The organism is Pseudoduganella sp. GW821-FHT11H04 (assembly GCF_058807935.1).
In genome coordinates this window covers 18,757-44,089 of the sequence record NZ_JBXARE010000013.1, presented here as the reverse complement: position 1 = coordinate 44,089, position 25,333 = coordinate 18,757, and the positions used below count along the sequence as shown (strand labels likewise).

The window sequence follows — 25,333 nt, the reverse complement described above, 5'->3', positions numbered from 1 at the left end:
AAGCTTAGCCATGCCCCCGCGGCCTCGCCATGACCTGGATCAAATTCAGCGCAGCTCGCCGTATAGCGCGAGGAATTCCTGGCTTAGCTTGTGGCTGCGGTCCAGGTGAATCATGGGCAGGTTGCGCTCGTGCGATTCGCGGATGCGGATTGAGCTCGAGAGCTTGTTCTCGAACACCGGCAAGCCTTCTTCCTTGAGCTGGTCCACCATGCGCTGCGGCAGCAGGGCGCGTGGCTGGAACTGGTTGACCACGATGCCTTCGATCTGCAGGTTCGGATTGTGGTCGGCCTTGATCTCTTTTACGTTGTTGACCAGGGTGTACAGGGCCTGGCGCGAGAAGTCATCGCAGTCGAAGGGGATCAGGCAGCTATCGGCGGCGATGAGTGCCGATTGCGTGAAGAAGTTATAGGCGGGCGGTGTGTCGACGTAAATTTCGTCGTAGTCCTTTTGCAGCTCGTTCAGCGTGTCGCGCAGCTTGTAGATCTTGTGGCGCGATTCGAGCTTGGACTGCAGGTCGCCCAGCTCCGGATGCGCCAGCATGATGGAGAGGTTGTCGAAGGGCGTGGCGTGCACATACTCGCCGGCGGGCTTGGCGAACATGCTGAAGCTAAGCATTTGCTCGAAGTAGGCGCCCAGCGTGGGCGCCATGTCCTGCGTCGCTGCGCCGAGCACATAGCGGCTGCTATTGCACTGCGGGTCGATGTCGATCAATAGCGTGCGCTTGCCATGGTGCGCCGCAATGGCCGCCAGGTTTACCGCAATGGTCGATTTACCGACTCCGCCCTTCTGGTTGAAGATTACGCGTTTCATTTGCTGGCCTCCGCATGGCTAAGATTGCAACGATTCTAGCATGATGCGGTGCAGCAAAAGCAAGCATTCAAACCTGGTGGCAGGAAGTTGTCTGCATGATGCCTTTCAGGTAGCCGCGCCGCACCTTGCCGGCCAATACCGCAGCTTGCGCTTGGCGCGACTGGCGTTCGGCGCCACTCAGCTTGCGCAGCCAGCCACGGAAGGGGATGGCGCCTTCGACGGTGTTTTGCAGCGCGCCGGTGGCGGCATTGCCGATGGCTTCACGGCCTTGCTCCATGTGGCCAAGCTTGACTTCGGGGACGTCCAGGTCCGGGCCCAGCTCCTCGTCCAGGTCCGCTACCTGCGCCTGCAGGGCCGGGCAGCTCCTGTCGGCTGGGGTTTTATACGGATTGCCCATCGCGTCGCGCAGCACGCCGGGGATTTCAACCTTGGAGATATTCAGGTCGCGCAGCGGCGTCTTTGAAATTTCCTCGATGCGGTCTTGCTCTTTCTGGGTGGCGCACGCGCTCAGGGTGAGCACGGCAATGGCCAAGATTAATCGTTGCATGGTTCCCGAATGGTTGAGAAAAATGCAAGTATAACTAAAGCGGGGCCAGTTTATCCAGCACAGTCTTGCGGTAGCGGCGGCTCATGCGCAGGCGCTGGGTGGATTCCAGCACCACCTCGTACTCGCCGTCCTCGCGCAGCTCCAGTGCCCGCACGCGTTCGAGGTTGACGATGGCCGAACGGTGGATGCGGCGGAAGCCGTGCGGCGCCAGTTCGCCTTCCAGGTCGGACAGGCTGCGGCGCAGCATGTGCGTCTTGCCGCCGGCGTGCAGGGTCGTGTAGTAGTCGCTGGCTTCGACCCAGTCGATGTCGGCGAACTTCACCACGTCCAGCGTGCCGCCGTTTTTGATGATGAAGCGCCGCGTTTCGCCAGGTACGCGCAAGCGTTCCTTTACGCGTTCCAGCACGCGGTCGAAGCGCTGGTCGTCGAATGGCTTAAGCAGGTAGTCGAGAGCGCCGACTTCGAAGGCGCGCAGCGCGAACTGGTGGTGGGCGGTGACGAAGACGATGGCGAAGGGCGGCGATGTGCCGAGCCGTTCCAGCAGTTCGAAACCGTCGCATTCCGGCATTTCAACGTCGAGGAAGACCAGGTCGGGCTTGGCCGCCGGCAGGGCACTCAGTGCGTCCTGCGCCGAATCGCATTGGGCCACAATAGTAATCGCCGGGTCGCGCGCGAGGAGGTGAGCCACGTTGCTGCGCGCCAGAGGCTCGTCGTCGATGATCATTGCACGCAGCATCAATTCTCCTGGTAGGGCAGCGTGACAGTTGCCAGTACGCCGTGCTCCACGTCGCGCAGTAGCAGCGATTGCGCTGCGCCATACAGGGCTTGCAGGCGCTGGCGCGTGTTGGACAAGCCCACGCCGTGCATGCCGCCCGGCGCCAGTGCAGGGCCTTCGTTGTACACGCTAAGGGTGAGTTCTTCGCCATCCCGCCTGGCGCTCACGCTCAGTGCGCCTCCCTTGGCGCGCTTGGCGATACCGTGCTTGATCGCGTTTTCAACCAGCGGCTGCAGAATGAAGTCCGGCACTTGGGCGCGCGCCAGGCTGGCGGGGATGTCGAACTTGCAGCGCAAGCGTTCGGCGAAGCGCAATTGCTGGATCTCCAGGTATTTGCACAGGAAATCCACTTCGTCTTCCAGCGCCACGAACTGGCGCTCGGAGCGGTCGGTTACGCGCCGCAGCAGGTCGCCCAGCGCAGCGACGGTGGCGATTGCCTCATTGTCCTTCTTTTCGCGGATCAGGCCCGTGACGGCGTTCAGCGCATTGAAAATAAAATGCGGTTCGAGCTGCAGGCGGAGCGCCGCCAACTGCGCTTTCGCCAGCAGTTCGCGCTGCTGCGACAGGCGCTTGCGGGTTTCAAAGGTCACACTCAGCGTTGCAATGGCGCCGTACAGGATCACGTCCCCTACCAGGCTGCCGGTGAACTTGGCCTTCCACAGCGGGAGGAAGGGATCGGGGCCTTTGGGATAGGCGAAGGGGTTGGTCAGGTTTTCGAGCATGGCGGCCCAGCCTGTCCAGATGGCGCCAATGGCCAGGCATGCGAGGGCGTGCACCAGCCAGTTGCGCGGCGCGCGCGAAGGCAGGGGAAAGCGCTGCAGCAGTTTCAGTGCGAAGGGCGTAGCTCCGGCCCAGATGCCCCAGGCGGACATGGTCACGAAAAACAGCGTCCACCAGTAATGCTGCATGCCCATGGCTTTCATCGACACCACGGTCTGGGTTGCGTCGAATAGGGCCAGTGCCAGCCAGGCGAAGAAGGGGGCGATTGCGGTCATGGCCGCAATGATAGGGGAAATCCATGGCGGCGGGCCACGGGTTTGCAGCGAAACCACAGCCGCTTGCAGCGAACTGTATCGCGCTTGCCAAGGGGCGATGGGAGACTACAGGCCTCACCAAATCCTGGAGGCCATAATCATGAAAAGAAGAGAGCTGTTCCGCATTTCCACCGCAATGGGCCTGGGTGCTGCCTTGCCCGCACTGGGCCTTGCCAAGGCCCCGGCTGCCACCGCAGGCGTGCCCGCCGCACCGTTGAAACCACCGGCCGAGGGCAGCATTCCGGTGGCCTTCCTCCTGTCCGATAATGCGGTCGTTATCGACTTTGGCGGACCGTGGGAGGTGTTTTCCAATGTCAGCTTGCCGGGGCGCCCGGGACCCGTATTTCAGATGTACACGGTTGGCGCCACGGAAGCGCCCATCACCACCTATGGCGGCATGAAAATCGTGCCGAACTACACCATCAAGAATGCCCCTGCGCCCAAGGTGATCGTGGTCCCGGCACAGACGATCAACGATCTTGCGGTGCTGGACTGGCTGCGCGAGGCGTCGCGCACGGCGGACTTGACGATGTCGGTCTGCACCGGGGCATTCATCCTGGCCCACGCCGGCCTGCTGGACGGGAAATCAGCGACGACCTACCACGGGGCCTTCAAGGACTTCGCCATGAACTACCCCAAGGTCAATCTCAAGCGCGGCGCCCGTTTTGTTGAAGAGGGCAATATCGCCACCGCCGGCGGGCTCTCTTCCGGCATTGACCTCGCCTTGCGCGTGGTGGAGCGCTATTTCGGCCGCAATGTGGCAAGCAATACGGCCTACACGCTGGAGTACCAGGGCCAGGGCTGGCTCGATCCATCGTCCAACAGCATTTATGCCAAGAAGCGCGTTTCGACCGCCGAACACCCGCTTTGCCCGATTTGCGATATGGACGTGGCCAAAGGCGATCCGTCCTCCGTCTATCGCAAGCGCACGTATTACTTCTGCTGCCAGGAGCACAAGCGCCTGTTCGAGGCGCACCCGGAAAACTACAGCTAGTTACAGCAGGGCGACATCGAGGATGGCCTGCGCGAACTCGCGCGGCGCCTCCTGAGGCAGGTTATGCCCGATGCCGCCAGCCAGCGCGCGGTGCTGGTACTTGCCGGTGAATTTCTTCGCATAGGCAGAGGGCGGCGCATGCGGTGCGCCGTTGGCGTCGCCTTCCATCGTAATCGATGGTACCGTGATTGGCGGGCCTTCGGCCAAACGTGCCTCCAGCGCATCGTATTTGCGTTCGCCATCAGCCAGGCCGAGGCGCCAGCGGTAGTTGTGGACCACGATTTCCACGTGGTCCGGATTGTCGAAGGCCGCTGCGCTGCGCGCAAAGGTTGCGTCGTCAAAGGCCCACTTCGGCGAGGCCGTCTTCCAGATCAGGCGATTGAATTCATGGCGGCTGGCCTCATACCCGAGGCGGCCGCGCTCCGTGGTGAAGTAATACTGGTACCACCATTCATATTCGGCCTGCGGCGGCAGTGGCTTCCTGTTGCCCGCCGGGGTGCTGATCAAATATCCGCTGACTGAAACCAGGCCCTTGCAGCGTTCCGGGAACAGCGCCGCGATGATGCAGGCCGTGCGGGCGCCCCAGTCGAAGGCGCCGAAAATCGCTTGCTGGATCTTCAGCGCATCCATCATGGCGATGATGTCGAGCGCCACGGCGGTCTGCTGGGCGTTGCGGAAGGCTTCTTTGGACAGGAAGCGCGTGCTGCCATAGCCGCGCAGGTAAGGCATGATCACCCGGTAGCCGGCGCCCGCCAGCAAGGGCGCAACTTCTTCGAAGCTGTGGATATCGTAAGGCCAGCCGTGCAGCAGGATCACAGGCTGGCCGCTGGCCGGCCCCAGTTCCGCATAGCCGACTTCCAGTTCGGCTGTACGCACCGTGCGCATCTCGCCCAGCGAACGCCCGGCTTTGGCGGGCAAGGCTGCGGCCCTGGTGACGGGCGCGAGGGCAGTCAGGCCGGCCAGTGCGAACGCGCCGCCGAGCAGGGAACGGCGCTGCTGGTTGATTTTGTTTTCCAAAGCTCTCTCCGCAAAGTGTTGGTGGTTGAGCCAAGTATAGGAAGGAAACGTATCTGGATTGTGTCACGGTATATCATGACTGTAGTTTCAACGATATGGATGACGCATGCTTATAGTGACCCACAGCGGCAAGTTCCACGCAGACGATGCGTGGGCTGTCGCTGTTCTGAACGTTTTATTCCCTGACGCCGAGATTGTCCGCACGCGCGACCAGGCCATCATCGATACGGCCGATTTCGCGGTCGATGTCGGCGGCGTCTACGACCCTGCAACGGGCCGCTTCGACCACCATCAAAAAGGCTTTGAGGTGGCGCGGCAGTCTGGCGTGCCTTACGCCAGCGCGGGCCTGGTCTGGCGCGAATACGGCGGGCGTTGCGTCAGCGCCTTGGCCCTGGCGCATACCGGGCAGGCCCTGTCCGACGACAAGGCACGGGAAATCGCCTATGGCATCGATGCCGACGTGGTGCAATACCTCGACATGTCGGACGTCGGCATGGCCAAGAGCGCGCCGGGCGGCTATGGCCTGTCGGCGGTGGTCTCCGGTTTCAACACCAACTGGATGGACGAGGACAGGCTGGGGTACGGCGCGGCAGCCGAGGAATACCGCCTGGCCCAGTTCCGCCGTGCGATGGCGCTGCTGGCCGATGTCATGGTCAATGCGGTGCGCTACCGCGTCGGCGCCTTGCTGGCGCTGGAGCAGGTGCGCCAGGGCGAGGTACTGGAAGGCGGCAAAGTGCTGTTCCTGAAGAACGGGGCACTGCCGTGGAGCCAGGTGGTGCGCAAGGAAATGCCGAAAGTGCTGTTCGTGATCAGCTACAGCATCGGCGAACAGCGCCACATCTTGCATACGGTGCCGGTCAGCGCCGAGAGCTTCGATGCGCGGGCGGATTTGCCGGGAGCGTGGGCTGGCCTGCGCGATGCCGACCTGGCGGCGGTTACCGGCGTGCCGGACGCGGGCTTCTGTCACAACGGCCGCTTCATCGCATCGGCCAAGTCATACGCGGGAATTCGCGCCATGGCGGCGCTGGCATTGGAGGATGTTGCTACCAATATGCAAGTAAGATAGGTCGCTTTCTAAGTGCTTCCTGTACGGGGAAATAGGCTAATCTATAGCCTCAGCTCCTTGGAAAGGAAGCCATGCGCATTTCGACCAAGCTTACAACTGTCATTGCAGCGGTTTTTACCGTTATAGGCATAGCCGGTGTCTTCACTATCGGCGAAATGCGCGAACTTGCGCGGCGTTCTATCGACACCGAGGCGCGCTACGTGGCGGAGGCCATGTCCACCCTGGTGGCCTTCGAAACGGAATACGACACGCCCGCCTCGCGCAAGAAGAGCTACCAAGAGCTGATCGACTTTATTGCAGAACGCGAAAAGCGCGACCTGGAAGTGGTCGCGATGGATCTCACCATCCTGGCCGACGTCACCAAGGAGCATATCGGCACCAAGATCGAAGAGGGCGTGCGGCGCGGCATCATCGCCCAGACCCTGCGTGATGGCCAGCCGCGGACAATGACGGAGGCCGCCACCGAGACTGAACCGGAATTGCAGCAGATCGTGGTGCCGGTGCGTGACTCGGCCAACCGTATCGTCGCGGGCCTGGTGTTCGAATACACGCCGCTGTACAAGGACTTGTCCGGCTTTGCGGCGCAGGCCATGCGCTTGCTCAGCGTCCTTGCAGTGGCCGGGCTGCTGCTGGCACTGGGCAGCGCGCTCTACCTGGCGCGCGCAGTCTCGGCGCCGCTGCGCCAGTTGACCGACGCGGCCCTTGAGCTGGGGCGCGGCCGGCGCGCGATCGCCCAGGTCAAAGACAAGAACGATGAAATCGGCGAGCTGGCCACGGTCTTCAATTCCATGAGCTCCGCGCTGCATTTGCGCGAGCGGGCGATGGAATCAACGTTCAACGGCATCATGATCGTGGACCTGGGCAAGCCGGGCTTCCCGCTCGAATACGTCAACCGGGCATTCGAGCGCATTACCGGCTACAGCGCGGCTGAGGTGCTGGGCAAACCAGCCGATTTCCTGGTGCGCGGCGATGTTGACCAGCCAGGCTTGCATGAAGTCGGATTGGCCATGCGCGAAGGACGCGGCGCCCATGCTGTGCTGCGCGGCTACCGGCGCGATGGCGAAGCCTTCTGGAATGAGGTCAGTATTGCGCCGGTTCACAGCGATGGCGGGCCGCCCAGCCACTACGTAGCCATCATCAGCGACATCACCGACGCGCGCAACGACGCTGACCAACTGGCGCACCAGGCGCAATTCGACACCTTGACCGGCTTGCCTAACCGCAGCCTGATGCTGGACCGCCTGAACCAGGCAATCGGCAGCGCGCAGCGGCATGGCGAACGCCTTGTCGTGGCCTTCATCGACCTGGACGACTTCAAGCTAATCAACGACAACCTTGGCCACGAGGCCGGCGACCAGCTGCTGCGCGAAGTGGCGCTGCGCCTTGAGTCCAGCATACGTCCGCGCGACACGGCGGCGCGCTTTGGCGGCGACGAATTCGTGCTCTTGCTGCGCGATGGAGAGCAGGGTGCGCTGGGCGACGCGCAATTGATTGAGCGCGTGCGCACCGTGCTGGAAAACGTGGCCGCGCCGCTCGCGCTGGCCGGGCGTGATATCCAGATTCATTGCAGTATCGGCCTGGCCGCATTCCCGCAGGATGGCGCCGATGCGGAAATCCTGATCAAGCATGCCGACACCGCCATGTACCGCGCCAAGGAGCTGGGGCGCAACGGCTTCCAGTTTTTCACCGAGGACTTGCAACTACGCGCGCAAAAGCAGCTGGAGCTGGGCGCCAGCTTGCGCCTTGCGCTGGAACGTGATGAATTCGAATTGCATTACCAGCCGCAGGTGAGCCTGCGCAGCGGCCGCGTAGTGGGACTGGAAGCGCTGCTGCGCTGGCGCCATCCGGAGAAAGGCTTGCTGGGGCCGGGGCATTTCATCACCTTTGCCGAAGAATCGGGCCTGATCATCCCTATCGGCGAATGGGTGCTGCGCCGCGCTTGCAAGCAGAATAAGGCCTGGCAGGATGCAGGCCTGCCGCCGCTGCCTGTGGCCGTGAATATCTCGGCGCGGCAGTGCGCGCAAAAGGAACTGGAAGACGTGGTGCGCTCAGCCCTCGCCGATAGCGGCCTGGATGCGCACTGCCTGGAGCTGGAACTGACCGAAAGCATCTCGATGGCCGACCCGGAGCACAGCGTGCCGATGATGGAGCGCATGAAGGCGATTGGGGTCGAACTGTCCATCGATGATTTCGGGACGGGCTACTCGAATATGAGCTACCTGAAGCGCTTCCCGATCGACCGCCTGAAGCTCGATATCTCCTTTGTACGGGAAATCACCACCGACCCGGGCAGCCTGGCCATTTCGGACGCCATCATCACCATGTCGCACAGCTTGCACCTGGAAGTCGTGGCGGAGGGCGTGGAGACGGAAGGGCAGCTGGCGCTGCTGGCCCAGCGCAATTGCGATATCGTGCAAGGCTTCTATTTCAGCAAGCCATTAGCGGCCGAGGCGCTGGAAGAACTGCTGCGCGCCGACTACCGCCTGCCGGGCCACTTGACCGGGCGCGCGCCCGACGCACCGGCATTGCTGGTGCTGGACGACGATACCCATATGCTGGAATTGCTCGACCTTGTATTGAGCAATGAAGGCTACCGGGTGCACGCCACGAGCGATCCCGAACAAGCCTTTGAATACCTGGCCTGCAACGAAGTGGCCGTGATGCTGTGCGATCAGCGCATGCCGACCCTCAGCGGGGTCGAAGTCCTGAGCCGGGTGCGGCGTATGTACCCCGATGCTTTGCGCATCATGTTGAGCGCCTGCGACGACGCCGAGTCGACGCGCCAGGCAATCAATATGGGCGCCGTCTATAAATTCATCGAAAAGCCGGTGCAGCCGGAGACGCTGGTAGCACTGGTGGCCGAGGCCTACCAGCTGTACCACGCCGGCCGCGGCCAGCAGACCGCCTGACGACGCCGGGCCCCAATAAAAAACGCCACCCGAAGGTGGCGTTGCTTGCTTTGGAGGTGCAGGCTTAGAACTGGTTCATGGTGTTGTCTTTACCGGCCGCCTTCAGGGCAGCTTCGCCGCTGAAGTATTCCTTGTGGTCGTCGCCGATGTCGGAACCGGACATGTTCTGGTGCTTGACGCAGGCAATGCCTTGGCGGATTTCCTTGCGCTGCACGCCGGCCACGTAGCCCAGCATGCCTTGGTCGCCGAAGTATTCCTTGGCCAGGTTGTCGGTCGAGAGTGCCGCGGTGTGGTAGGTCGGCAGGGTGATCAGGTGGTGGAAGATGCCGGCTTCGCGTGCTGCGTCGGCCTGGAAGGTGCGGATCTTCTCGTCTGCCTCGATGGCCAGCGCGGTGCTGTCGTATTCGACATTCATCAGCGCAGCGCGGTCGTAGGCCGAAACGTCTTCGCCGGCGTTCTTCATGCGGTCGTACACTTGCTGGCGGAAGTTCAGGGTCCAGTTGAACGATGGGCTGTTGTTGTACACCAGCTTGGCGTTCGGGATGACCTTGCGGATTTCCTTGACCATGCCGCCGATCTGGCCGATGTGCGGTTTCTCGGTTTCGATCCACAGCAGGTCGGCGCCGTTCTGCAGCGAGGTGATGCAGTCCAGTACGCAGCGTGCTTCGCCAGTGCCGGAACGGAACTGGAACAGGTTGGAAGGCAGGCGCTTAGGACGCAGCAGCTTGCCGTCGCGCTTGATGATCACGTCGCCGTTGCCCAGTGCGTCAGCGGAAACTTCGTCGCAATCCAGGAAGGCGTTGTATTGGTCGCCCAGGTCGCCTGGCTTGGCCGTGACGGCGATCTGCTTGGTCAGGCCGGCGCCCAGCGAGTCGGTACGGGCCACGATGATGCCGTCGTCAACGCCCAGTTCCAGGAAGGCGTAGCGCACTGCGCGGATCTTGGCCAGGAAGTCTTCGTGTGGAACGGTGACTTTACCGTCCTGGTGGCCGCACTGCTTCTCGTCCGATACCTGGTTCTCGATCTGGATGCAGCATGCACCGGCTTCGATGAACTGCTTGGCCAGCAGGTAGGTCGCTTCGGCGTTACCGAAACCAGCGTCGATGTCGGCGATGATAGGCACGACGTGGGTCACGTGGTTGTCGATCTTGTCCTGGATGGCTTTCTTGGCTTCGCCGGTAGCGGCGTCCAGCTGGCGGAACAAGCCGCCCAGTTCGCGTGCGTCAGCCTGGCGCAGGAAGGTGTACAGCTCCTTGATCAGGGCCGATACGGCGGTCTTTTCGTGCATCGACTGGTCAGGCAGCGGGCCGAACTCGGAGCGCAGCGCGGCAACCATCCAGCCCGACAGGTAGAGGTAGCGGCGGTCGGTGCTGTTGAAGTGCTTCTTAATCGAGATCATTTTTTGCTGGCCGATGAAACCGTGCCAGCAGCCCAGGGACTGGGTGTACTGGGATGGATCGGCATCGTAGCGGGCCATGTCGGCGCGCATGATCTTGGCGGTGTAGCGGGCGATGTCCAGGCCGGTCTTGAACTTGTTCTGGGCGCGCATACGGGCGGCCGCTTCCGGGCTGATGGCGTTCCAGGCGCTGCCGTTACGTTCTTTCAGGGCGGCGATGGCGTTGATGTCGTCTTGGTAGTGGGACATGGTCTATTCCTAGCAAAAAAGCGGATTAAGAAAGGCGAAGCACTTGAGATAATGATAGGCCGTTCTTTTGCGTTGCACCATGTCTTATATAAGACATATAAGTTATATTTTATCGTTGAATTTCAATGACTTATTTTTCATTTGCCATGATATGAAATGTCTTTTCGTAGAATGAACTCGGCGGCATGGTGCGCCGCCAAGCGATTTTCTACAATGTGGGATTCACTTTTCGCGATGTGGAATTAGCGCGGTAAAACGGGCATGACGCCGCTGTTGCCATGGCCTTCATAGTCGACATTCGCAAAATGGATATGCAGGTCTTGTGCCGGCTTGAAGTTTTTGAGGTGAACCTGGAGCGTCAGGGCATCAAGCTTCCTGAATGAGCCTGGGAAGCACAAGGTGACTAGTTCGTCCGGCTTGCGCTTGACCAGTTTTAGCGTGAAGTCTTCAATGCCGCGTTTCCAGGTATTGCCGGTGGTGAGAATGTAGGAGACGTCGCTGCCGTCGAAGCCTCGGCCGCTATCGATTGTCCTGGCGCGCGCGGCAAGGAAGCTTTGATCAACGCAAAACTTCTGCCGGAACCGTTCATCGAACATTTCCGATCCACTGCCGGCAGCGGCAAATGGCCGGTAGTCGTGGTGGACGCGTACCAGCTTTTTGGCTGCAAATTTCTGCGTCCAGACATAATCGATTTTGACCATCCAGGCCGCTCCTTCCCAGCCATCGATGAACAGGCCCAGCCTGGTCAACTCGCTGGTCTGCTGTTCGCTTAAATAAGGGCCTCGGCGGTTTTCCTGGACAAACAGGTTTGGATTGGCAATTTGCTCGTCATTCAATCCCAGTTTCTTCAACTGTGCTGTCACATCTTTCCCGTCTTTGGTCAGCGCGGTGAGCCGGCTCTTGAACGTGACCGGCTTGCCGTCCACCAGGATGGAAAAGCCATTCGGCTGGCCGTAGTGGGTGTCGCTGGGCTGTGCCTCGGCGGGATAGGGCGGCAAGGGAAACACGATGGTTTCCTCCAAGTCTTTGGCCGACTCGTTCAGGAATTCGTAATCAACGCTGATCTTGTCGTAGCCGATGGTCAGCACTTCCTTTTTCATAGCGATGGCATCGGTCTTGCCGAACACGATGCCGCCAACACCGACCGCGGCAATACCGTCGTTGGCCAGTACGGCGGTGGGAATCATCAGCGCCGCCAGGGCGAATGGGTATCGAGACATGGCTTGCTCAAAAAAAAGAAAAAATTATTATATATGCAACCACATCTGGTCATCATTTTGCTATGAAGCGGTCATGGCGCCGTCACAAAGCGGCACTATCGTGTCAGTTTTTCAACCATGCTGGAAGAACACATGAAATACAAAGCCTCCCTGAAGGCGGCGATCAGCGTCGCCATCGCTGCAATGATTGCCGGCTGCGGCAGTAGCGACTCGACGAATACGTCCACTGACGGTCAAACCAATACCGCGGCGCCAACCAACGTCATCTTCTTCCTGGGTGACGGCATGGGCATGACCACCATGACCGCAGCGCGCATCTACTCGGTCGGCGAAGACGGCGAGCTGACCATGGACACCCTGCCGGAAACTGCCTTCGTCAAGACGTTCTCCAACGATGCGCAAGTCACCGACAGCGCGCCTTCGATGTCGGCCTACATGACCGGCGTGAAGATGAACAATGAAGTGATCTCGATGTCGTCCGACACCAAGGCCATCGACCCGATCGCTGACGCAAACGGCAACAAGCTGGGTAACAACTGCGGCGCCGCCAACGGCAAGGCGGTACCAACGCTGCTCGAGATGGCCAAGAACCAGGGCCGGGCGACCGGCGTGGTAACCACCACCCGCGTCACCCATGCCACTCCAGCCGCCACCTATTCGCACATCTGCCACCGCGACCTGGAGAACGATATCGCTGCGCAAGCAGTGCCTGGCGGCGCCGGCTACAACGCCGCGCTGGGCACCACCGGCCTGGACGTCCTGATGGGCGGCGGTCGCCAGTTCTTCCAGACCGTCAAGGATGGCGGCAAGCGTGCCGACGGCCGCGACCTGATCGCTGAAATGAAGGCCAAGAACTACGCCTACGCCAGCAACGCTGCAGAATTCAACGCAATCGACGGCACCAAGACCGACCGCCTGCTTGGCCTGTTCACCTCCGGCCATATGAGCTATGACCTGGACCGCGATCCTTCCAAGGAGCCTAGCCTGGCCGACATGACCACCAAGGCGATGGACGTCCTGTCCAAGAACAGCAAGGGCTACTTCCTGATGGTGGAAGGCGGCCGTATCGACCACGCGCTGCACGAAACCACCGCCAAGAAAGCGCTGCAGGACACCCAGGCTTTCGACAACGCGATCAAGGCCGCCCTGGCCAAGGCCCGCACCACCGATCCTGAACTGAAGAACACCCTGATCGTGGTGACCGCAGACCACGACCACACCCTGGTGCTGAACGGCTACGCCAAGCGTACCGGCAAGACCACCGCTTCCAACGCCGGCGTGCTGGGCGTGGTGAAGGATTACGTCACCGGCGCCGTGAGCAAGGACTCCGACGGCGCGCCTTACTCCATCATCGGTTTCGGCAACGGCGAGAACCGTACCCAGAGCGCGCGCACCGCCATGGGCAGCCTGGACGACAGCGTGACCAGCGCCAATACCTACCATCAGGAAGCTGTGGTGCGTGTATCTGCCGGTAACGAAACCCACGGCGGTACCGACGTATTCCTGGGCGCAATCGGCAAGGGCGCTGACACCTTCAACGGCACCATCGACAACACCAAGGTCAACTCCCTGGTGAAGAACGCCGCCGGACTGTGATCACACTTTAATAACTGGAACCGAATATGAAGCACACTCTGATTGCCGCCGCACTGGCGCTGGGTTTCGCGAACGTTGCCAACGCTGCGGGCGAAGCCAAGAACATTATCTTTTTCCTGGGCGACGGCATGGGCCCGTCCACCATCACGGCTTCGCGTATCTATAAGTACGGTGAAGACGGCAGCTTGACGATGGACACGCTGGAGCGCACTGCTCGCGTCAAGACCTATTCGTACGACGCGCAGACCACCGACTCCGCACCTTCGATGGCCGCATACATGACCGGCGTGAAGATGGCCAATGAAGTCATCTCCATGTCGTCCGAAACCGTGGCGACCTCGCCATCGAAGGACGTCAACGGCAACCTGGGCGTGAACAACTGCGCAGCAGGCAACGGCACCGCAGCAGCCACCATCCTGGAACTGGCCAAGGCCAAGGGCAAGGCCGTGGGTTCGATCACCACCACTGAACTGACCCATGCCACGCCGGCAGCGACCTTCTCGCACATCTGCAATCGCAACGCGCAATACGCCATCGCAGCCCAGGCCGTGCCTGGCGGTGCAGGTTACAACACCGCGCTGGGCGACGGTGTGGACGTGTTGATGGGCGGTGGCCGCAACCACTTCACCCCATACAACGCCACCACCAACAAGGCCGGCCGCGCCGACGGCCGCGACCTGCTGGCCGAACTGGCTGCCAAGGGTTACACCGTGGCCGGCACTAAGGCCGAGATGACCGCAGCGCCGAAGGGCAAAAAGTTCATTGGCCTGTACAGCAGCAAGAGCCACCTGGAATATGAACTGGACCGCACCGCAACGCCGCCGGTAGGCGAGGGCGCCACCCAGCCAAGCCTGGCAGAAATGACCGTCAAGGCCATGGACCTGCTGTCGCAGAACTCGAATGGCTACTTCCTGATGGTGGAAGGCGGCCGTATCGACCACGCCCTGCACGGCACCAATGCCAAACGCGCGCTGACCGACACCATCGCCTTCGACGACGCCATCAAAGCCGCGCTGGAAAAAGCCAAGCTGACCGATCCGACCCTGGCCAACACCCTGATCGTCGTCACAGCCGACCACGACCACACCCTGGCCTTCAACGGTTACGGCAAGCGCGGCAACCCGATCCTGGACATTAACCGCGACTACAAGACCGGCCAGCCAAGCAAGGACGCCGACGGCAACACCTACACCACCCTGGTTTTTGGTAACGGCCCGAACCGCCCGAACCTGCGCACCAACATCGACAGCTCGGTCGCGCTGGGTAACGACTACCTGCAGGAAACCGGCGTACGCCTGTCCAGCGAAACCCACGGCGGCGGCGACGTCAAACTGTTCGCCACCGGCGCCGGCGCCAAGACCTTCAAAGGCACTATCGACAACACGAAAGTGTTCACTCTCCTGAAGTCCGCCTTCGGCTTCTAACGTAGCACGGTGTCTGACCCTGCGGGTCAGACACCGAATTACCGGTTTCAAAAAAAAATGATCCTCCGCAAAGCAATGATCGCCCTTGCACTGGCCTCCGCTGGCGCCCAAGCCGCCACGCCAACCTCCGCTCCGCCCCTCGACCTCCGCATCCAGTACTACAGCAAAGCCATCACCCCCGAAGGCGTCACCCGCGAAGTCCGCTACGAAGAAACCATGCTGCGCCGCCCCGGCCACGTCTGGGTCACCCGCATCGTCCCGCCGCAAGCCGCAGCCGCAGGCGCCACCCAGGCTGGCGACCACGATCACAGCGTGCATAAGCACTTCAATCCCGTCCTGCTGCCACGCCACGTGCAGCTAGCCGGCGACAAGACCCAGCTCGAATACGTCGACGCAAAAAACAAGGAGGTTATCGCCGTCCCGCAAGGCGAATACGGCAACGTCGATTTCGACGGCTCCTGGACCAACGCTTACTACTTGTTCGACCCCAAGGTCGTGCAAACCATGCCGCTGTCGCAGCGCCCATCCACCGTCGCAGGCGCGCGCTGGCGCGAGCTGGTACGCAACGGCTCCTTCCGCCGCGTACTGTGGGATGATCAGCGCCAGATCCCGCTGGTCATCGAAAGCGGCGACCAGGCAGCCACAGTCTTCCATCGCATGGAAGTCCAGGCCGAGCCCAAGCTCACCACCACGCTGCCATGGCAACAGCTGAAAGGCTACTCCCAGCGCGACTACGGCGACTTCCTCGACTGACAACGTGCCGAAAACGCAAAAACGCCACCCGAGGGTGGCGTTCTTTATTTGGGAACCGCGGACTTAGAAGTAGTAGTTACCCGAAATGCCAACGTGGTTGGCTTTCACGTCGTAATAGCCTTTGCCTTTGAAAGTTTCTTTCACATAGCGCACTTTCATGCCGAATTGCGGAGTAAAGAAGTATTCGATTTCGGCCAATGGGCTGGTGGTGTTGTCAAATTTGGCATCGATGCCCGACGCTACGCCGCTGCTGCTCAGCTTCGGATCCATCACGTAACGCAGGCCGGCGCCGATGCGCAGGTCGTTGTTCACATGGTAGTAACCCAGCAGCTCAACCGGGAAGCGTTGGAACTTGATGTTGCCGTTATTAGCAGCGGTGGTGTCAACGTGGTAGTTGAAAGTGCCCTGGACCGAGAACTGCTCGCTCATGCGGTAGTCGGCTCCGACGGTGAAATACACACCGCTGCCGGCCTTGATGTCTTGGGAGTTGCCGTTGGTGTACTTGGCGGTTGCCAGGTCGTCACCGCCGAAGCTTACGCCGAGGCCAACCACGCCATGCAGGGGACGGGTTTGGGCTTGGGCTGCGCCCATGGTTGCCAGCAGGGCCGCGACGGCGAATACAAACTTTTTCATGCTTATAAAGACTTATGGATTGAGGAAGCCGTGAGTGTAAAGATGTGGTTTCCACAATGCAATTAGTTTTTAAGCAAGTCAAATATGCAATGATTTATCGTTGTATTTTCGCGCCGCGCACGATTCGGCCTGGGCTTCCCCATAAGTTTTTTGGCGCTACATTGGCGCTTCCAGCATAAATAGGCAGGGAGCCAGCCATGACGATCAAAGGAAGTTGCCACTGTGGCGCCGTCGCGTTCGAGATCGATGGCGAAATTCCCCCGCAGCTAACGCGTTGTACCTGCTCGTTCTGCGCCAAGCGGGGCGCGCTCACAGCAAATTTCACACCCGCCCAATTCCGCCTCGTGCCGCCGCCAAGCGGCGACAGCACGTATCGCTGGAATACCCGGTTGGTGGCGCACCATTTTTGCCCCATGTGCGGCTGCGCTACCTACACCGATTCGCCGGCGTTTGAAATCGATGGAAGCTGGGATGGGCAAACCCGCCGGGTGGTTGTGAACGCGCGCTTGTTCGATGACTTTGATGCCGCCACTGCGGATATCGCCGTCATCGACGGCAAGCACCTCTGGTGATCAGCCCTGTTTTTGCGACTTGCCTTGCTTGCGCCGTGCTGCGCCGATGCCGGCCAGGCCCAGGCCGAACAGGAATACGCTGGCTGGTTCTGGAACCGCGTTCGGGTCAATTGGGGTGCTGGTATTCGTGAAGGAGAAGCTCAGATCGTTAAATTCAAAAGGACCGTTGTACAGGTCTTCGAAGCTGACCAGGGTGGTGTTGGAAGCCCAGTTCCCCTGGACGCGCGCATGGAAAAAGCCGTCCGGATTGCGGCCAGCTAAACCTGTGAAGTAATCGGTATTGGTGTTGTTGACGTGCAGTCGGAAGACGAGTTCAGTACCCAGCGCAAAGGCGCCCAGGTTCACAGTGGAGCCAACGGCGGAGCTGTGATTGTTGAAGATGAAGATGTCGTTGCCCGCGATGCCATCGTTTGTGACGAGGTAAAGGTCGTTGCTGTAAGCAGCGGAATTGCCTTCGTAGCGGGCGATGATGTCATCGGTGCCGCTGACAATCACAGGATTGCCCTCGGTACCGGGGGCGGCAATGGGGAAGGCAAAAGCGGACAGCGGGGCGATCAGCGCAACGGTGGCAAGGAACTGGCGGATAGTTTTCATGTTGAGTCCTAAAAGTAAAAATGACTCAGCAGTCTTAGCACGTATCATGCCATAACGACAATATTTCCGGTTTCGCTTGTAGTAACAAGCAGTTACGGCGACGTTTTATCGATGATGCGCTGCGCACCGATAGCGTTGTGTAAAGCTTTCCGACAAACAATGAGGGGCGAAAAGGACTCAGTCGATTGCGTGCTTGATCGCCTCGAAAGCGATCGCGACGTCGAAGTCCGTTGGCGCGCCATTCTCGAACATAAGTCCGATCATATACGGCGCGTCAGCCTTACCGGTAATCCTGTTCCAGCCACGGAGGGCGCGCAATTGCAGGTCTGATTCGATCAGCTTGTTGCCGATCCCATAGGTATGGAAAGCATGATGCTGCGTGCGGTCCTTCCCTTGCTTGCGTTGCCATGTGGTGTGCAGCAATGCGACGCAACGCGAGTCGGCACAGGCCTGATATTTTTGAATCCCGCTTTCATGCCAGGCGCCCGAATCGTCCGGCGCGAAAGACGATCCGGATAGCTTGCCGGCCGACGTAAGAGCTTGAATAATCCGGACGTGCATCACCTGGCCATTGCGATGGTAGGTAAGCGTTAGCGAATCGCTTTGATTTGCAGGGTCTGCACTCCATTGTGCCGGCCCTTCAGCCTGATCCCATCCCGGAATTCGCTGCCGGGTGATGGCGATTTCCTTGCCATGGCGAAGGCGCGCTTCCCCTTGCATCCGCATGTGCACGAAACCGGTTATCGCCACCACTGAAAGGCCTGCGAGCAAGGGCGCCAGGTAAATCTGCCGCGCGGGGCTGGGTATTGGCAGGGCAGGCTGGGGCGGTTCGCTCGGTGCTTTCGCCAGCCGGCTCAGCATGAAAAATACCAGCCCAAGCGTCAGCAGCAATGCCGCCCACTGGATGGCCCCATGGGAGGATAGCGACATTTGCGTGCCGCGCGTCCAGTCAACCAGCACAATGGAATCAACACGCAGCGCATTCGACAAGACACCGAAAAAGGCGCCCAGTAGTCCCAGCGCAGCTACCTTCCAGAATGACTGGAGCACCAGCAAACCTAAGCTGTAGCAAAGGAAGGCGGCAAGCAGCACGTAGGTTTGACCGGTACATTCTTCCACCACGATATAGCGCAGGCTGCCGATATGGATGACAAAGCCATCAACGCGATGGGGCAGGCCGGCAAGTGCGGCAAACAGCTCGATCGACTTGATGGTGGCGCTGCGCAGGATAGGCTGCAGCAGGTCGCCCGCCGGCACCATGAAAAACAGCAAGGCAAGTATCGGGAAAAGCCGCCAATAGGTGCGCCATCCCAGCAAGGCCATCGCGATTCCCTGCAACACGACCACGAGGGCAACATGGCAGCCGACGTCGAGATTCATGGCCGATGCCATGCCCCACAGTGCCGCACCGGTAAGCGTCACCAGAACGCCGGCAAAACCGGGTTGCGGCGTCATGGACAGGATTTCCTGCTGGCGGTGCCACCCCAGCAGGTACACCACCATCGGGATCACGAGCCAGCCATATTGATACGATTCGCTGCCTGACCATATCCGCGCCAGGTCTTGCAATGTTGGCCAAAGGGCTAGCGCGGCGAGCATGAAGCCGGGGAGCCCCCAGAGCAGGACGGTGGCCCAATGTCGGTCAAGTGTGGCCGCAGTAGAAAGCAGGGACGTATTGGAATGCCTGTTGTAAGTGCGGGCCGGATAATGCATGTGGCGCCGGTACAGGAACGGCTGCAGCAAAACACGGCTCAGCCCTGCGTCCTTTGGTTCGTGAAAATATTCAAGCCCGAATCGCGCGACAAGCGCTTGCTCCGGATCCGAGTAAGTGCCGAACAGCCGGTCCCAGACTGGCAGCACCGTCGAGAAGTTGCTGTTGGTCTGGACCTTCAGGTCCGAGTGATGGACTGCGTGTAACGGCGCGGTGACGATCCAGTGCCGCATGACACGGTCGAGGGCAGGCGGCGGATGCAGGTTCGCATGCGAATACAAAGTTACCACGGTGGCGACCAGCAGGTAGATGCCGATGCCGGTAGCCGGAAAGCCGAAGGCATAGATCAGCAACAGCAGGAATGCCGTGCCAAGAACCAATTCCAAAGGATGGTGGCGCTCCGTGGTCGTGACATCCACCTGGGTATCGCTGTGATGTACCAGATGCAGGCGCCAAAGTAGCGGAACACGATGGTACAGCCGATGTTCCCAGTAGCGCAGCAGGTCAAGCACAACGAAGGTCACGACGATCTGCACAGCCATTGGCCAGCCAAGGCGTGCCATCGGACCCGGCGGCTGCGCGTTGGCGAAGCCGACCAGTCCGACCGGAACGATCAGTCCCGAGATCAGGCTGCCAATGACGAGCAGGCTGATGTTGCTTGTCCAGCGGGTGCCGGTTTCAACGGCTTCGCGGCGCCAAGCGCTGGCTCTTTCAAGCAGCAGCAACACGCCGACCGTCGAGAAGAATGCAATTTGAAACGGCGTATTGAACTCATCGACCATTACGTTGCCGCTGGCGAGAAGCCTATCAACCCTACTTGCGGCGCAACATGCGGATGCCGGCGACGAGAGCAACGGCGGCAATACCCATTACACCGGCACCTGCCAGCGGGAGCGCCGAACCGAGCGGAGTCCCCAGTGGTGTGGGAATGCCAGCGAACGCGGAACTTGCCAATAATGAAGCCGCCGCAGCGGATGCCAACAGAACGATTTTCATATTTGTTCCCCTGTGTGAACTTGACAACGAATAACAAGCTGCAATTCCCATGCCGGATTGTGCAATCCATCACGTTAATCCGCATTCTTCATAGTGAGGCCGGAGTCAACCGCACTAGGTTATAAAGGGCAAGCCAGGGGGGAAATGTAAAAAATACCGACACCAATGCTGGCGTCTGAAGCAGAACGCGTTGGCCGTCGAGGGGATGGTGAAACGAAAAACGCCGACCACGAGGGTCGGCGTTTTCACTTTTTATTCTTGGTGGCCCGGGGCGGAATCGAACCACCGACACAAGGATTTTCAATCCTCTGCTCTACCAACTGAGCTACCAGGCCAAGAGGCAGCATTATAGCAGGGAATCCTTGGTTTGCAATAGCCTTTTTCCATTGCGGGAAAGTTATAATGGCTGGATGAACAAGCCCTCGCATCACCATGTGCAGACCGCTGTCTGCATCGTCGGCAATGGCGCCATTGCCAAAACGGCAGCCCTCGCGTTTGCCCAGTCCGGTTTGAGTGTTACTTTGCTGGGCCCGCCGCCGGCGCCGGAGCGCCCGGACCCGGCCAGTTGGGACGTGCGCGTGTTCGCCCTCAACCACACTGCCCACCGCCTGCTCGATTCCCTGAAAGTCTGGGGGGCGATGGACCAGGTCCGTATCGCCCCGGTCGACGCCATGCTGGTCAATGGTGACGGCGCCAAGGCGGGCACCCTGAATTTCGACGCCTACGGCGCCCACACCGGCACGCTGTGCTGGATCGTGGAAGACCGTAACCTGAACCAGGCCCTGGACGCCGCGCTGCGCTTCGCCCAGAACGTGCATTTCGTGCACGGCAAGGCGGTGGCGCTGAAGCATGACGAAGAAGGCGCCGTGATTACGCTGGAAGATGGCTCGCACCTTGGCGCCGCCCTGGTGATCGGAGCTGACGGCGCCCAGTCCTGGGTGCGCGGCCAATGCGATATCGGCCTCGATTACCGTCCTTATAACCAGAGCGGCGTCGTGTCCAACTTCGCCTGCGAACTGACGCACCACGGCGTGGCGCACCAGTGGTTCACCGGCGAGCAGGGCATCGTGGCGCTGCTGCCGCTGCCGGGCAAGCAGGTCTCGCTGGTCTGGTCCGCGCCGGACATGCTGGCCGATGCCATTTGCCGCGAAGGCGCAGCCGCGCTGGCCGATCGCCTGGCCGCCTTTGCCGGTGAAAAGCTGGGCAAACTGACACCATTGCAGCCGGAAGTGGTCAAAGCCTTCCCGCTGCGCCTGATGCGCCCCCACTCCATGGTGGCGTCGCGCGTGGCCCTCATTGGCGATGCGGCCCACGTGGTCCATCCGCTGGCCGGCCATGGCATGAACCTGGGCTTCGGCGACGTGCAGGAACTGGTCAAGGCCGTGTCCGAGCGCGAAGATCACCGCTCCATTGGCGACGACCGGGTGCTGGCGCGCTACGCCCGCGCGCGCAAGGAGGAGGTGAGCCTGATGTTGGCTGCGACCGATGGCCTGGAGCGCCTGTTTGGCGCCGATCTCGAACCAGTGCGCGCAGTGCGCAATTTCGGGCTAAACTTGCTGGATAAATTGCCGGGCGTAAAGCGCCGGCTGATTTCACATGCCCTCGGAAAGCTGTAAAGCGGAGAAACTATGAAGATGAGTAAACTGGGATTGGCAATGGCTTCGGTCATGCTGATGTCCTGTGCGGACGCGCAGAACGCAAAAGAAGAAGCCCAACTGCGCAAGGTGATGACCGAACGCCTCGGCGTCAAAATCGATTCGATCACCAAGACCCAATACGCTGACCTGTACGAGATCCGCGTCGGCAGCGAAATCCGCTACACCGACAAGGCCGGCAGCATCATGGTCGTGGGCCATATCTTCGACCTGAAAACTTCGCAAGACCTGACCCAGGCCCGTATCGATGACCTGAACAAGATCAACTTCGACGACCTGCCTAAAGAACTCGCGATGAAGACCGTGAAGGGCAATGGCAAGCGCGTGATGGCGATCTTTGAAGACCCGAACTGCGGCTACTGCAAACGCTTCCGCCAGAACACCCTGGCCAACATCGACAACGTGACGGTGTACACTTTCCTGTACAACATCCTGTCGCCGGACTCCACGACCAAGTCGCAGAACATCTGGTGCTCCGCTGACCGCAACAAAGCCTGGGATGACTGGATGTTGCACGGCAAAGCGCCTGCAGCCGCGCCGGCCGGCTGCACCTCGCCTAACGAGAAGGTGCTGGCGCTGGGCCAGAAAATTAATATTAACGGCACGCCGGCGATCTTCTTCGCCGACGGCAGCCGCATTGCAGGAGCAGTTGATCAGCGTACCCTCGAAGCTAAGTTTGCCACCATCAAATAAGGAGCTGGCATGGTCACATTGAATATCAACGGGCGCGACGTTCAAGTCGACGCCGATCCCTCCACGCCTATCCTGTGGGCGTTACGAGATAACCTCAATATGACCGGCACCAAGTTTGGCTGCGGCATGGCCATGTGCGGTGCGTGCACGGTGCACATGGAAGGACAGGCGATCCGCTCCTGCATTACGCCGATTTCGGCGGCGGTGGGACAGAAGATCACCACCATCGAGGCCATGTCCGGCGACAAGGTGGGCAAGGCGGTGCAGGATGCCTGGGTCAAGCACGACGTGCCGCAATGCGGCTACTGCCAGAGCGGCCAGGTGATGAGCGCCACGGCCCTGCTGCGCACGAATAAGGCGCCGACCGACGCCGATATCGACAACGCCATGTCGGGCAATATCTGCCGCTGCGGCACCTATCAACGGATTCGCGCGGCAATCAAAGACGCCGCGAAATCCATCGCTTAAGGGAGGCCGCCATGCGCAAAGAATGGTTCATGGCAGCTCAAGCGGACGTCGCGGAATCCTCCGGGGTTTCGCGCCGTACTTTCCTCAAAGCCGGCAGCGGCTTGATCCTCGGCTTCTACGTCGCCAGCGGCGGCGGGCGTTTTGCCCGTGCGATTGCGGCCGACGCGCCGGCCAAGCCGCCGGTGGCGCCCAACGCTTTCCTCCACATCGCACCGGACAATTCCATCACGATCCAGGTCAACCGCCTTGAGTTTGGCCAGGGCGTGCAGACGGCATTGCCGATGCTGATCGCCGAGGAACTGGATGCGGACTGGTCGCAGGTGCATTCGGCGTTGGCGCCGGCAGGTGATCCTTACAAAGACCCTAATTTCGGCATCCAGATGACAGGCGGTTCGACCGCAGTCAAACACTCCTGGCAGCAGTATCGTGAAATTGGCGCCCGTGCACGCGCCATGCTGGTCGCTGCGGCGGCCGAGCAATGGAAGGTGCCAGCGGCGCAGGTGCACGCGTCGAAGGGTATGCTGACTGGTCCTTCCGGCCAGAGCGCGACCTACGGCTCGATGGCCGATGCGGCGATGAAGCAGCCGGTCCCGCAAGTGGTCAAGCTGAAAGACGTCAAAGACTTCACCATCATCGGCAAGCCGACTCCGCGTCTCGACGCGCGCGCCAAGTCTACCGGCACGCAGCAATTCGGCATGGACTTCAAACCGGATGGCGCGAAGGTCGTTGTGCTGGCACATCCGCCGGTCTTTGGCGGCAAGGTGAAGAAGTTCGACGCCTCCAAGGCCAAGGCGATTCCAGGCGTGCTCGATGTGATCAAGGTCGACACCGATCGTGGGGGCAGCGGCCTGGCGGTGGTGGCCAATGGCTATTGGCCGGCCAAACAGGGCCGCGATGCGCTGGTGGTCGAGTGGGATACCGCGGGCCTGGAAAAAGTCAGCAGCAAACAGCAGCTGGCCGAGTACAGGAAACTGGCTAAAACTGCCGGCATTCCGGTGAAGAAGGCCGACGTTGCGGCCATCGCCAAAGCGCCGAAGAAAATCAGCGCAACCTATGAATTCCCTTACCTGGCGCACGCGCCGATGGAGCCGCTGAACTGCGTTGTGGACTTGCGTGCCGACTCCTGCACCATCTGGGCGGGCAGCCAGTTCCAGACCCTGGACGCGGTGGCTGCTGCCAAAGCGGCCGGCATGACGCCTGACAAGGTTACGCTGAACACCATGATGGCGGGTGGCGGCTTCGGCCGCCGCGCGGTGCCGACTTCGGACTACATCGTGGAAGCAGTCAACGTTGCCAAGGCCTGGGGCAAGGGACCGGTCAAGATCATCTGGAGCCGCGAGGACGATATCAAGGGCGGCTATTACCGTCCTTCCCACGTGCACCAGGCCGATATCGGCTTCGACGCCAAGGGCAACATCGTCGGCTGGAACCATGTGATCGTGGGCCAGTCCATCCTCGCGGGCACGCCGTTCGAGCCGATGATGGTGAAGGATGGCGTCGATGCAACCATGGTGGAAGGCATGGGCGACCCGTACTCGGTGCCGATGAACCTGACCGTCCACAACGTGAAAACCAACGTGCCGGTGCTGTGGTGGCGTTCCGTGGGGTCCACCCACACCGCCTTCGTGATGGAGACGCTGATCGACGAGGCGGCGCACGTGGCCAAGATGGATCCTGTCGAATACCGCCGCAAGATGATCGATCCCGCCAAGCATCCGCGCCAGTTGGCGGCGCTGAACCTGGCGGTCGAGAAGTCGGGCTACGGCAAGACCAAGCTGCCGAAAGGGCAGGCCTGGGGCGTGGCGCTGCACGAATCGTTCGAGACCTCCGTGGCATACGTGGTAGTCGCTTCGGTCAAGAACGGCCAGCCCAAGTTGCACAAGGTGACGGCCGGCGTGCACTGCAACCTGCCGGTGAACCCGATGACAATCGAGGCCCAGGTGCAGGGTGCGGCGCTGATGGGGCTTGGCGCGACCTTGCCTGGTGCTGCGATCACGCTGAAGGACGGGGTGGTCGAACAGTCCAACTTCAGCGACTACACGGTGGCGCGCATGACGGATATGCCGGTGGTGGAGGTCTTCACCGTCGCGTCGACCGACAACCCGACCGGCATGGGCGAGCCGGGCTTGCCTCCGCTGGCGCCGGCACTGGCCAACGCTGTGTTCAAGCTGACCGGCAAGCGCATACGCAAGCTGCCGTTCGACTTGTCCAAAGCGTAGGG

22 protein-coding genes and 1 tRNA gene are annotated in these 25,333 nt (G+C 60.8%); 11 read left to right on the top strand and 12 right to left on the bottom strand.

Annotated features, from left to right (window positions below):
• Positions 1–45: 45 nt before the first annotated feature.
• The 4 genes from AC1RTP_RS22810 to AC1RTP_RS22795 form a co-directional block, all read right to left on the bottom strand.
• Entirely contained in the window at positions 46–810 is a 765-nt protein-coding gene (locus AC1RTP_RS22810) for a ParA family protein (RefSeq protein WP_498610782.1), read from the bottom strand.
• A 67-nt stretch (positions 811–877) separates the two neighbouring features.
• A complete protein-coding gene (locus AC1RTP_RS22805; protein ID WP_498610779.1) occupies positions 878–1,357 on the bottom strand; it encodes a hypothetical protein in 480 nt (159 codons plus the stop codon).
• Between the two features lie 34 nt (positions 1,358–1,391).
• Positions 1,392–2,093: a LytR/AlgR family response regulator transcription factor gene (locus AC1RTP_RS22800; protein ID WP_498610775.1), complete on the bottom strand. Its 702-nt coding sequence runs from the start codon at positions 2,091–2,093 to the stop codon at positions 1,392–1,394.
• The gene (locus AC1RTP_RS22795; RefSeq protein WP_498610772.1) at positions 2,093–3,127 is read right to left on the bottom strand and encodes a sensor histidine kinase; all 1,035 of its coding nucleotides are present in this window, start codon (positions 3,125–3,127) and stop codon (positions 2,093–2,095) included. The genes AC1RTP_RS22800 and AC1RTP_RS22795 overlap by 1 nt, the downstream gene beginning before the upstream one ends.
• Positions 3,128–3,266: 139 nt before the next feature.
• On the opposite strand from AC1RTP_RS22795, the gene AC1RTP_RS22790 reads away from it, so the two are divergent.
• Complete coding sequence (locus AC1RTP_RS22790) at positions 3,267–4,160, top strand: DJ-1/PfpI family protein (RefSeq protein WP_498610770.1); 894 nt, start codon at positions 3,267–3,269, stop codon at positions 4,158–4,160.
• Here the strand turns inward: AC1RTP_RS22790 and AC1RTP_RS22785 are convergent, their stop codons facing one another.
• Positions 4,161–5,177, bottom strand: a complete 1,017-nt coding sequence (locus tag AC1RTP_RS22785; RefSeq protein ID WP_498610768.1) for an alpha/beta fold hydrolase — start codon at positions 5,175–5,177, stop codon at positions 4,161–4,163.
• Positions 5,178–5,283: 106 nt separating this feature from the next.
• Between AC1RTP_RS22785 and AC1RTP_RS22780 the strand changes: the two genes are divergently transcribed.
• Together AC1RTP_RS22780 and AC1RTP_RS22775 are read left to right on the top strand one after the other, a co-directional pair.
• The gene (locus AC1RTP_RS22780) at positions 5,284–6,243 is read left to right on the top strand and encodes an MYG1 family protein (RefSeq protein WP_498610766.1); all 960 of its coding nucleotides are present in this window, start codon (positions 5,284–5,286) and stop codon (positions 6,241–6,243) included.
• A 71-nt stretch (positions 6,244–6,314) separates the two neighbouring features.
• The gene (locus tag AC1RTP_RS22775) at positions 6,315–9,152 is read left to right on the top strand and encodes an EAL domain-containing protein (RefSeq protein ID WP_498610764.1); all 2,838 of its coding nucleotides are present in this window, start codon (positions 6,315–6,317) and stop codon (positions 9,150–9,152) included.
• A 64-nt stretch (positions 9,153–9,216) separates the two neighbouring features.
• Here the strand turns inward: AC1RTP_RS22775 and AC1RTP_RS22770 are convergent, their stop codons facing one another.
• Together AC1RTP_RS22770 and AC1RTP_RS22765 are read right to left on the bottom strand one after the other, a co-directional pair.
• Positions 9,217–10,797 carry an isocitrate lyase gene (locus tag AC1RTP_RS22770; protein ID WP_498610762.1) on the bottom strand — a complete coding sequence of 527 codons (1,581 nt, stop codon included), beginning with the start codon at positions 10,795–10,797 and terminating at the stop codon, positions 9,217–9,219.
• A gap of 242 nt (positions 10,798–11,039) precedes the next feature.
• The gene (locus AC1RTP_RS22765) at positions 11,040–11,984 is read right to left on the bottom strand and encodes a DUF4424 family protein (protein WP_498610759.1); all 945 of its coding nucleotides are present in this window, start codon (positions 11,982–11,984) and stop codon (positions 11,040–11,042) included.
• 165 nt (positions 11,985–12,149) lie between these two features.
• Here AC1RTP_RS22765 and AC1RTP_RS22760 point away from each other — a divergent pair, with 165 nt between their 5' ends.
• From AC1RTP_RS22760 to AC1RTP_RS22750, 3 genes are read left to right on the top strand one after another with little or no spacing between them, the layout of a single operon-like run.
• Positions 12,150–13,613, top strand: a complete 1,464-nt coding sequence (locus AC1RTP_RS22760) for an alkaline phosphatase (RefSeq protein ID WP_498610756.1) — start codon at positions 12,150–12,152, stop codon at positions 13,611–13,613.
• A gap of 26 nt (positions 13,614–13,639) precedes the next feature.
• Positions 13,640–15,037 (top strand): alkaline phosphatase, encoded by a 1,398-nt coding sequence (locus AC1RTP_RS22755; protein WP_498610754.1) that lies wholly within the window; start codon positions 13,640–13,642, stop codon positions 15,035–15,037.
• A gap of 57 nt (positions 15,038–15,094) precedes the next feature.
• Complete coding sequence (locus tag AC1RTP_RS22750) at positions 15,095–15,790, top strand: hypothetical protein (RefSeq protein ID WP_498610752.1); 696 nt, start codon at positions 15,095–15,097, stop codon at positions 15,788–15,790.
• Positions 15,791–15,853: 63 nt separating this feature from the next.
• Here AC1RTP_RS22750 and AC1RTP_RS22745 read toward each other — a convergent pair whose 3' ends face one another.
• Positions 15,854–16,423 (bottom strand): outer membrane beta-barrel protein, encoded by a 570-nt coding sequence (locus AC1RTP_RS22745; protein WP_498610750.1) that lies wholly within the window; start codon positions 16,421–16,423, stop codon positions 15,854–15,856.
• Between the two features lie 197 nt (positions 16,424–16,620).
• Between AC1RTP_RS22745 and AC1RTP_RS22740 the strand changes: the two genes are divergently transcribed.
• A complete protein-coding gene (locus AC1RTP_RS22740) occupies positions 16,621–16,995 on the top strand; it encodes a GFA family protein (RefSeq protein ID WP_498610747.1) in 375 nt (124 codons plus the stop codon).
• Here the strand turns inward: AC1RTP_RS22740 and AC1RTP_RS22735 are convergent, their stop codons facing one another.
• From AC1RTP_RS22735 to AC1RTP_RS22720, 4 genes are all read right to left on the bottom strand, one after another.
• The gene (locus AC1RTP_RS22735) at positions 16,996–17,589 is read right to left on the bottom strand and encodes a PEP-CTERM sorting domain-containing protein (RefSeq protein ID WP_498610745.1); all 594 of its coding nucleotides are present in this window, start codon (positions 17,587–17,589) and stop codon (positions 16,996–16,998) included.
• Between the two features lie 177 nt (positions 17,590–17,766).
• Positions 17,767–20,082: an archaeosortase/exosortase family protein gene (locus AC1RTP_RS22730; RefSeq protein ID WP_498610743.1), complete on the bottom strand. Its 2,316-nt coding sequence runs from the start codon at positions 20,080–20,082 to the stop codon at positions 17,767–17,769.
• Positions 20,083–20,113: 31 nt separating this feature from the next.
• On the bottom strand, positions 20,114–20,296 hold the full coding sequence (locus AC1RTP_RS22725; protein WP_498610740.1) for a hypothetical protein: 183 nt from the start codon (positions 20,294–20,296) through the stop codon (positions 20,114–20,116).
• Between the two features lie 259 nt (positions 20,297–20,555).
• A tRNA-Phe gene (locus tag AC1RTP_RS22720) sits at positions 20,556–20,631 on the bottom strand.
• 75 nt (positions 20,632–20,706) lie between these two features.
• On the opposite strand from AC1RTP_RS22720, the gene AC1RTP_RS22715 reads away from it, so the two are divergent.
• Genes AC1RTP_RS22715 through AC1RTP_RS22700 form a run of 4 tightly spaced genes read left to right on the top strand, consistent with a single transcriptional unit; the run spans position 20,707 to position 25,331 of the window.
• On the top strand, positions 20,707–21,912 hold the full coding sequence (locus tag AC1RTP_RS22715; protein WP_498610736.1) for an FAD-dependent monooxygenase: 1,206 nt from the start codon (positions 20,707–20,709) through the stop codon (positions 21,910–21,912).
• A 12-nt stretch (positions 21,913–21,924) separates the two neighbouring features.
• Positions 21,925–22,644 (top strand): DsbC family protein, encoded by a 720-nt coding sequence (locus tag AC1RTP_RS22710; protein ID WP_498610732.1) that lies wholly within the window; start codon positions 21,925–21,927, stop codon positions 22,642–22,644.
• 9 nt (positions 22,645–22,653) lie between these two features.
• A complete protein-coding gene (locus AC1RTP_RS22705) occupies positions 22,654–23,112 on the top strand; it encodes a (2Fe-2S)-binding protein (RefSeq protein WP_498610730.1) in 459 nt (152 codons plus the stop codon).
• An 11-nt stretch (positions 23,113–23,123) separates the two neighbouring features.
• Positions 23,124–25,331 (top strand): xanthine dehydrogenase family protein molybdopterin-binding subunit, encoded by a 2,208-nt coding sequence (locus tag AC1RTP_RS22700; RefSeq protein WP_498610728.1) that lies wholly within the window; start codon positions 23,124–23,126, stop codon positions 25,329–25,331.
• Positions 25,332–25,333: the final 2 nt, after the last annotated feature.

Coding starts and splice junctions, on each gene's coding strand:
- AC1RTP_RS22765 (WP_498610759.1), bottom strand. CDS start 11,984: ATGATTCCCACCGCCGTACTGGCCAACGACGGTATTGCCGCGGTCGGT.
- AC1RTP_RS22755 (WP_498610754.1), top strand. CDS start 13,640: ATGAAGCACACTCTGATTGCCGCCGCACTGGCGCTGGGTTTCGCGAAC.
- AC1RTP_RS22750 (WP_498610752.1), top strand. CDS start 15,095: ATGATCCTCCGCAAAGCAATGATCGCCCTTGCACTGGCCTCCGCTGGC.
- AC1RTP_RS22745 (WP_498610750.1), bottom strand. CDS start 16,423: ATGAAAAAGTTTGTATTCGCCGTCGCGGCCCTGCTGGCAACCATGGGC.
- AC1RTP_RS22780 (WP_498610766.1), top strand. CDS start 5,284: ATGCTTATAGTGACCCACAGCGGCAAGTTCCACGCAGACGATGCGTGG.
- AC1RTP_RS22705 (WP_498610730.1), top strand. CDS start 22,654: ATGGTCACATTGAATATCAACGGGCGCGACGTTCAAGTCGACGCCGAT.
- AC1RTP_RS22715 (WP_498610736.1), top strand. CDS start 20,707: ATGAACAAGCCCTCGCATCACCATGTGCAGACCGCTGTCTGCATCGTC.
- AC1RTP_RS22770 (WP_498610762.1), bottom strand. CDS start 10,797: ATGTCCCACTACCAAGACGACATCAACGCCATCGCCGCCCTGAAAGAA.
- AC1RTP_RS22800 (WP_498610775.1), bottom strand. CDS start 2,093: ATGCTGCGTGCAATGATCATCGACGACGAGCCTCTGGCGCGCAGCAAC.
- AC1RTP_RS22725 (WP_498610740.1), bottom strand. CDS start 20,296: ATGAAAATCGTTCTGTTGGCATCCGCTGCGGCGGCTTCATTATTGGCA.
- AC1RTP_RS22790 (WP_498610770.1), top strand. CDS start 3,267: ATGAAAAGAAGAGAGCTGTTCCGCATTTCCACCGCAATGGGCCTGGGT.
- AC1RTP_RS22760 (WP_498610756.1), top strand. CDS start 12,150: ATGAAATACAAAGCCTCCCTGAAGGCGGCGATCAGCGTCGCCATCGCT.
- AC1RTP_RS22795 (WP_498610772.1), bottom strand. CDS start 3,127: ATGACCGCAATCGCCCCCTTCTTCGCCTGGCTGGCACTGGCCCTATTC.
- AC1RTP_RS22775 (WP_498610764.1), top strand. CDS start 6,315: ATGCGCATTTCGACCAAGCTTACAACTGTCATTGCAGCGGTTTTTACC.
- AC1RTP_RS22805 (WP_498610779.1), bottom strand. CDS start 1,357: ATGCAACGATTAATCTTGGCCATTGCCGTGCTCACCCTGAGCGCGTGC.
- AC1RTP_RS22730 (WP_498610743.1), bottom strand. CDS start 20,082: ATGGTCGATGAGTTCAATACGCCGTTTCAAATTGCATTCTTCTCGACG.
- AC1RTP_RS22710 (WP_498610732.1), top strand. CDS start 21,925: ATGAAGATGAGTAAACTGGGATTGGCAATGGCTTCGGTCATGCTGATG.
- AC1RTP_RS22735 (WP_498610745.1), bottom strand. CDS start 17,589: ATGAAAACTATCCGCCAGTTCCTTGCCACCGTTGCGCTGATCGCCCCG.
- AC1RTP_RS22700 (WP_498610728.1), top strand. CDS start 23,124: ATGCGCAAAGAATGGTTCATGGCAGCTCAAGCGGACGTCGCGGAATCC.
- AC1RTP_RS22740 (WP_498610747.1), top strand. CDS start 16,621: ATGACGATCAAAGGAAGTTGCCACTGTGGCGCCGTCGCGTTCGAGATC.
- AC1RTP_RS22810 (WP_498610782.1), bottom strand. CDS start 810: ATGAAACGCGTAATCTTCAACCAGAAGGGCGGAGTCGGTAAATCGACC.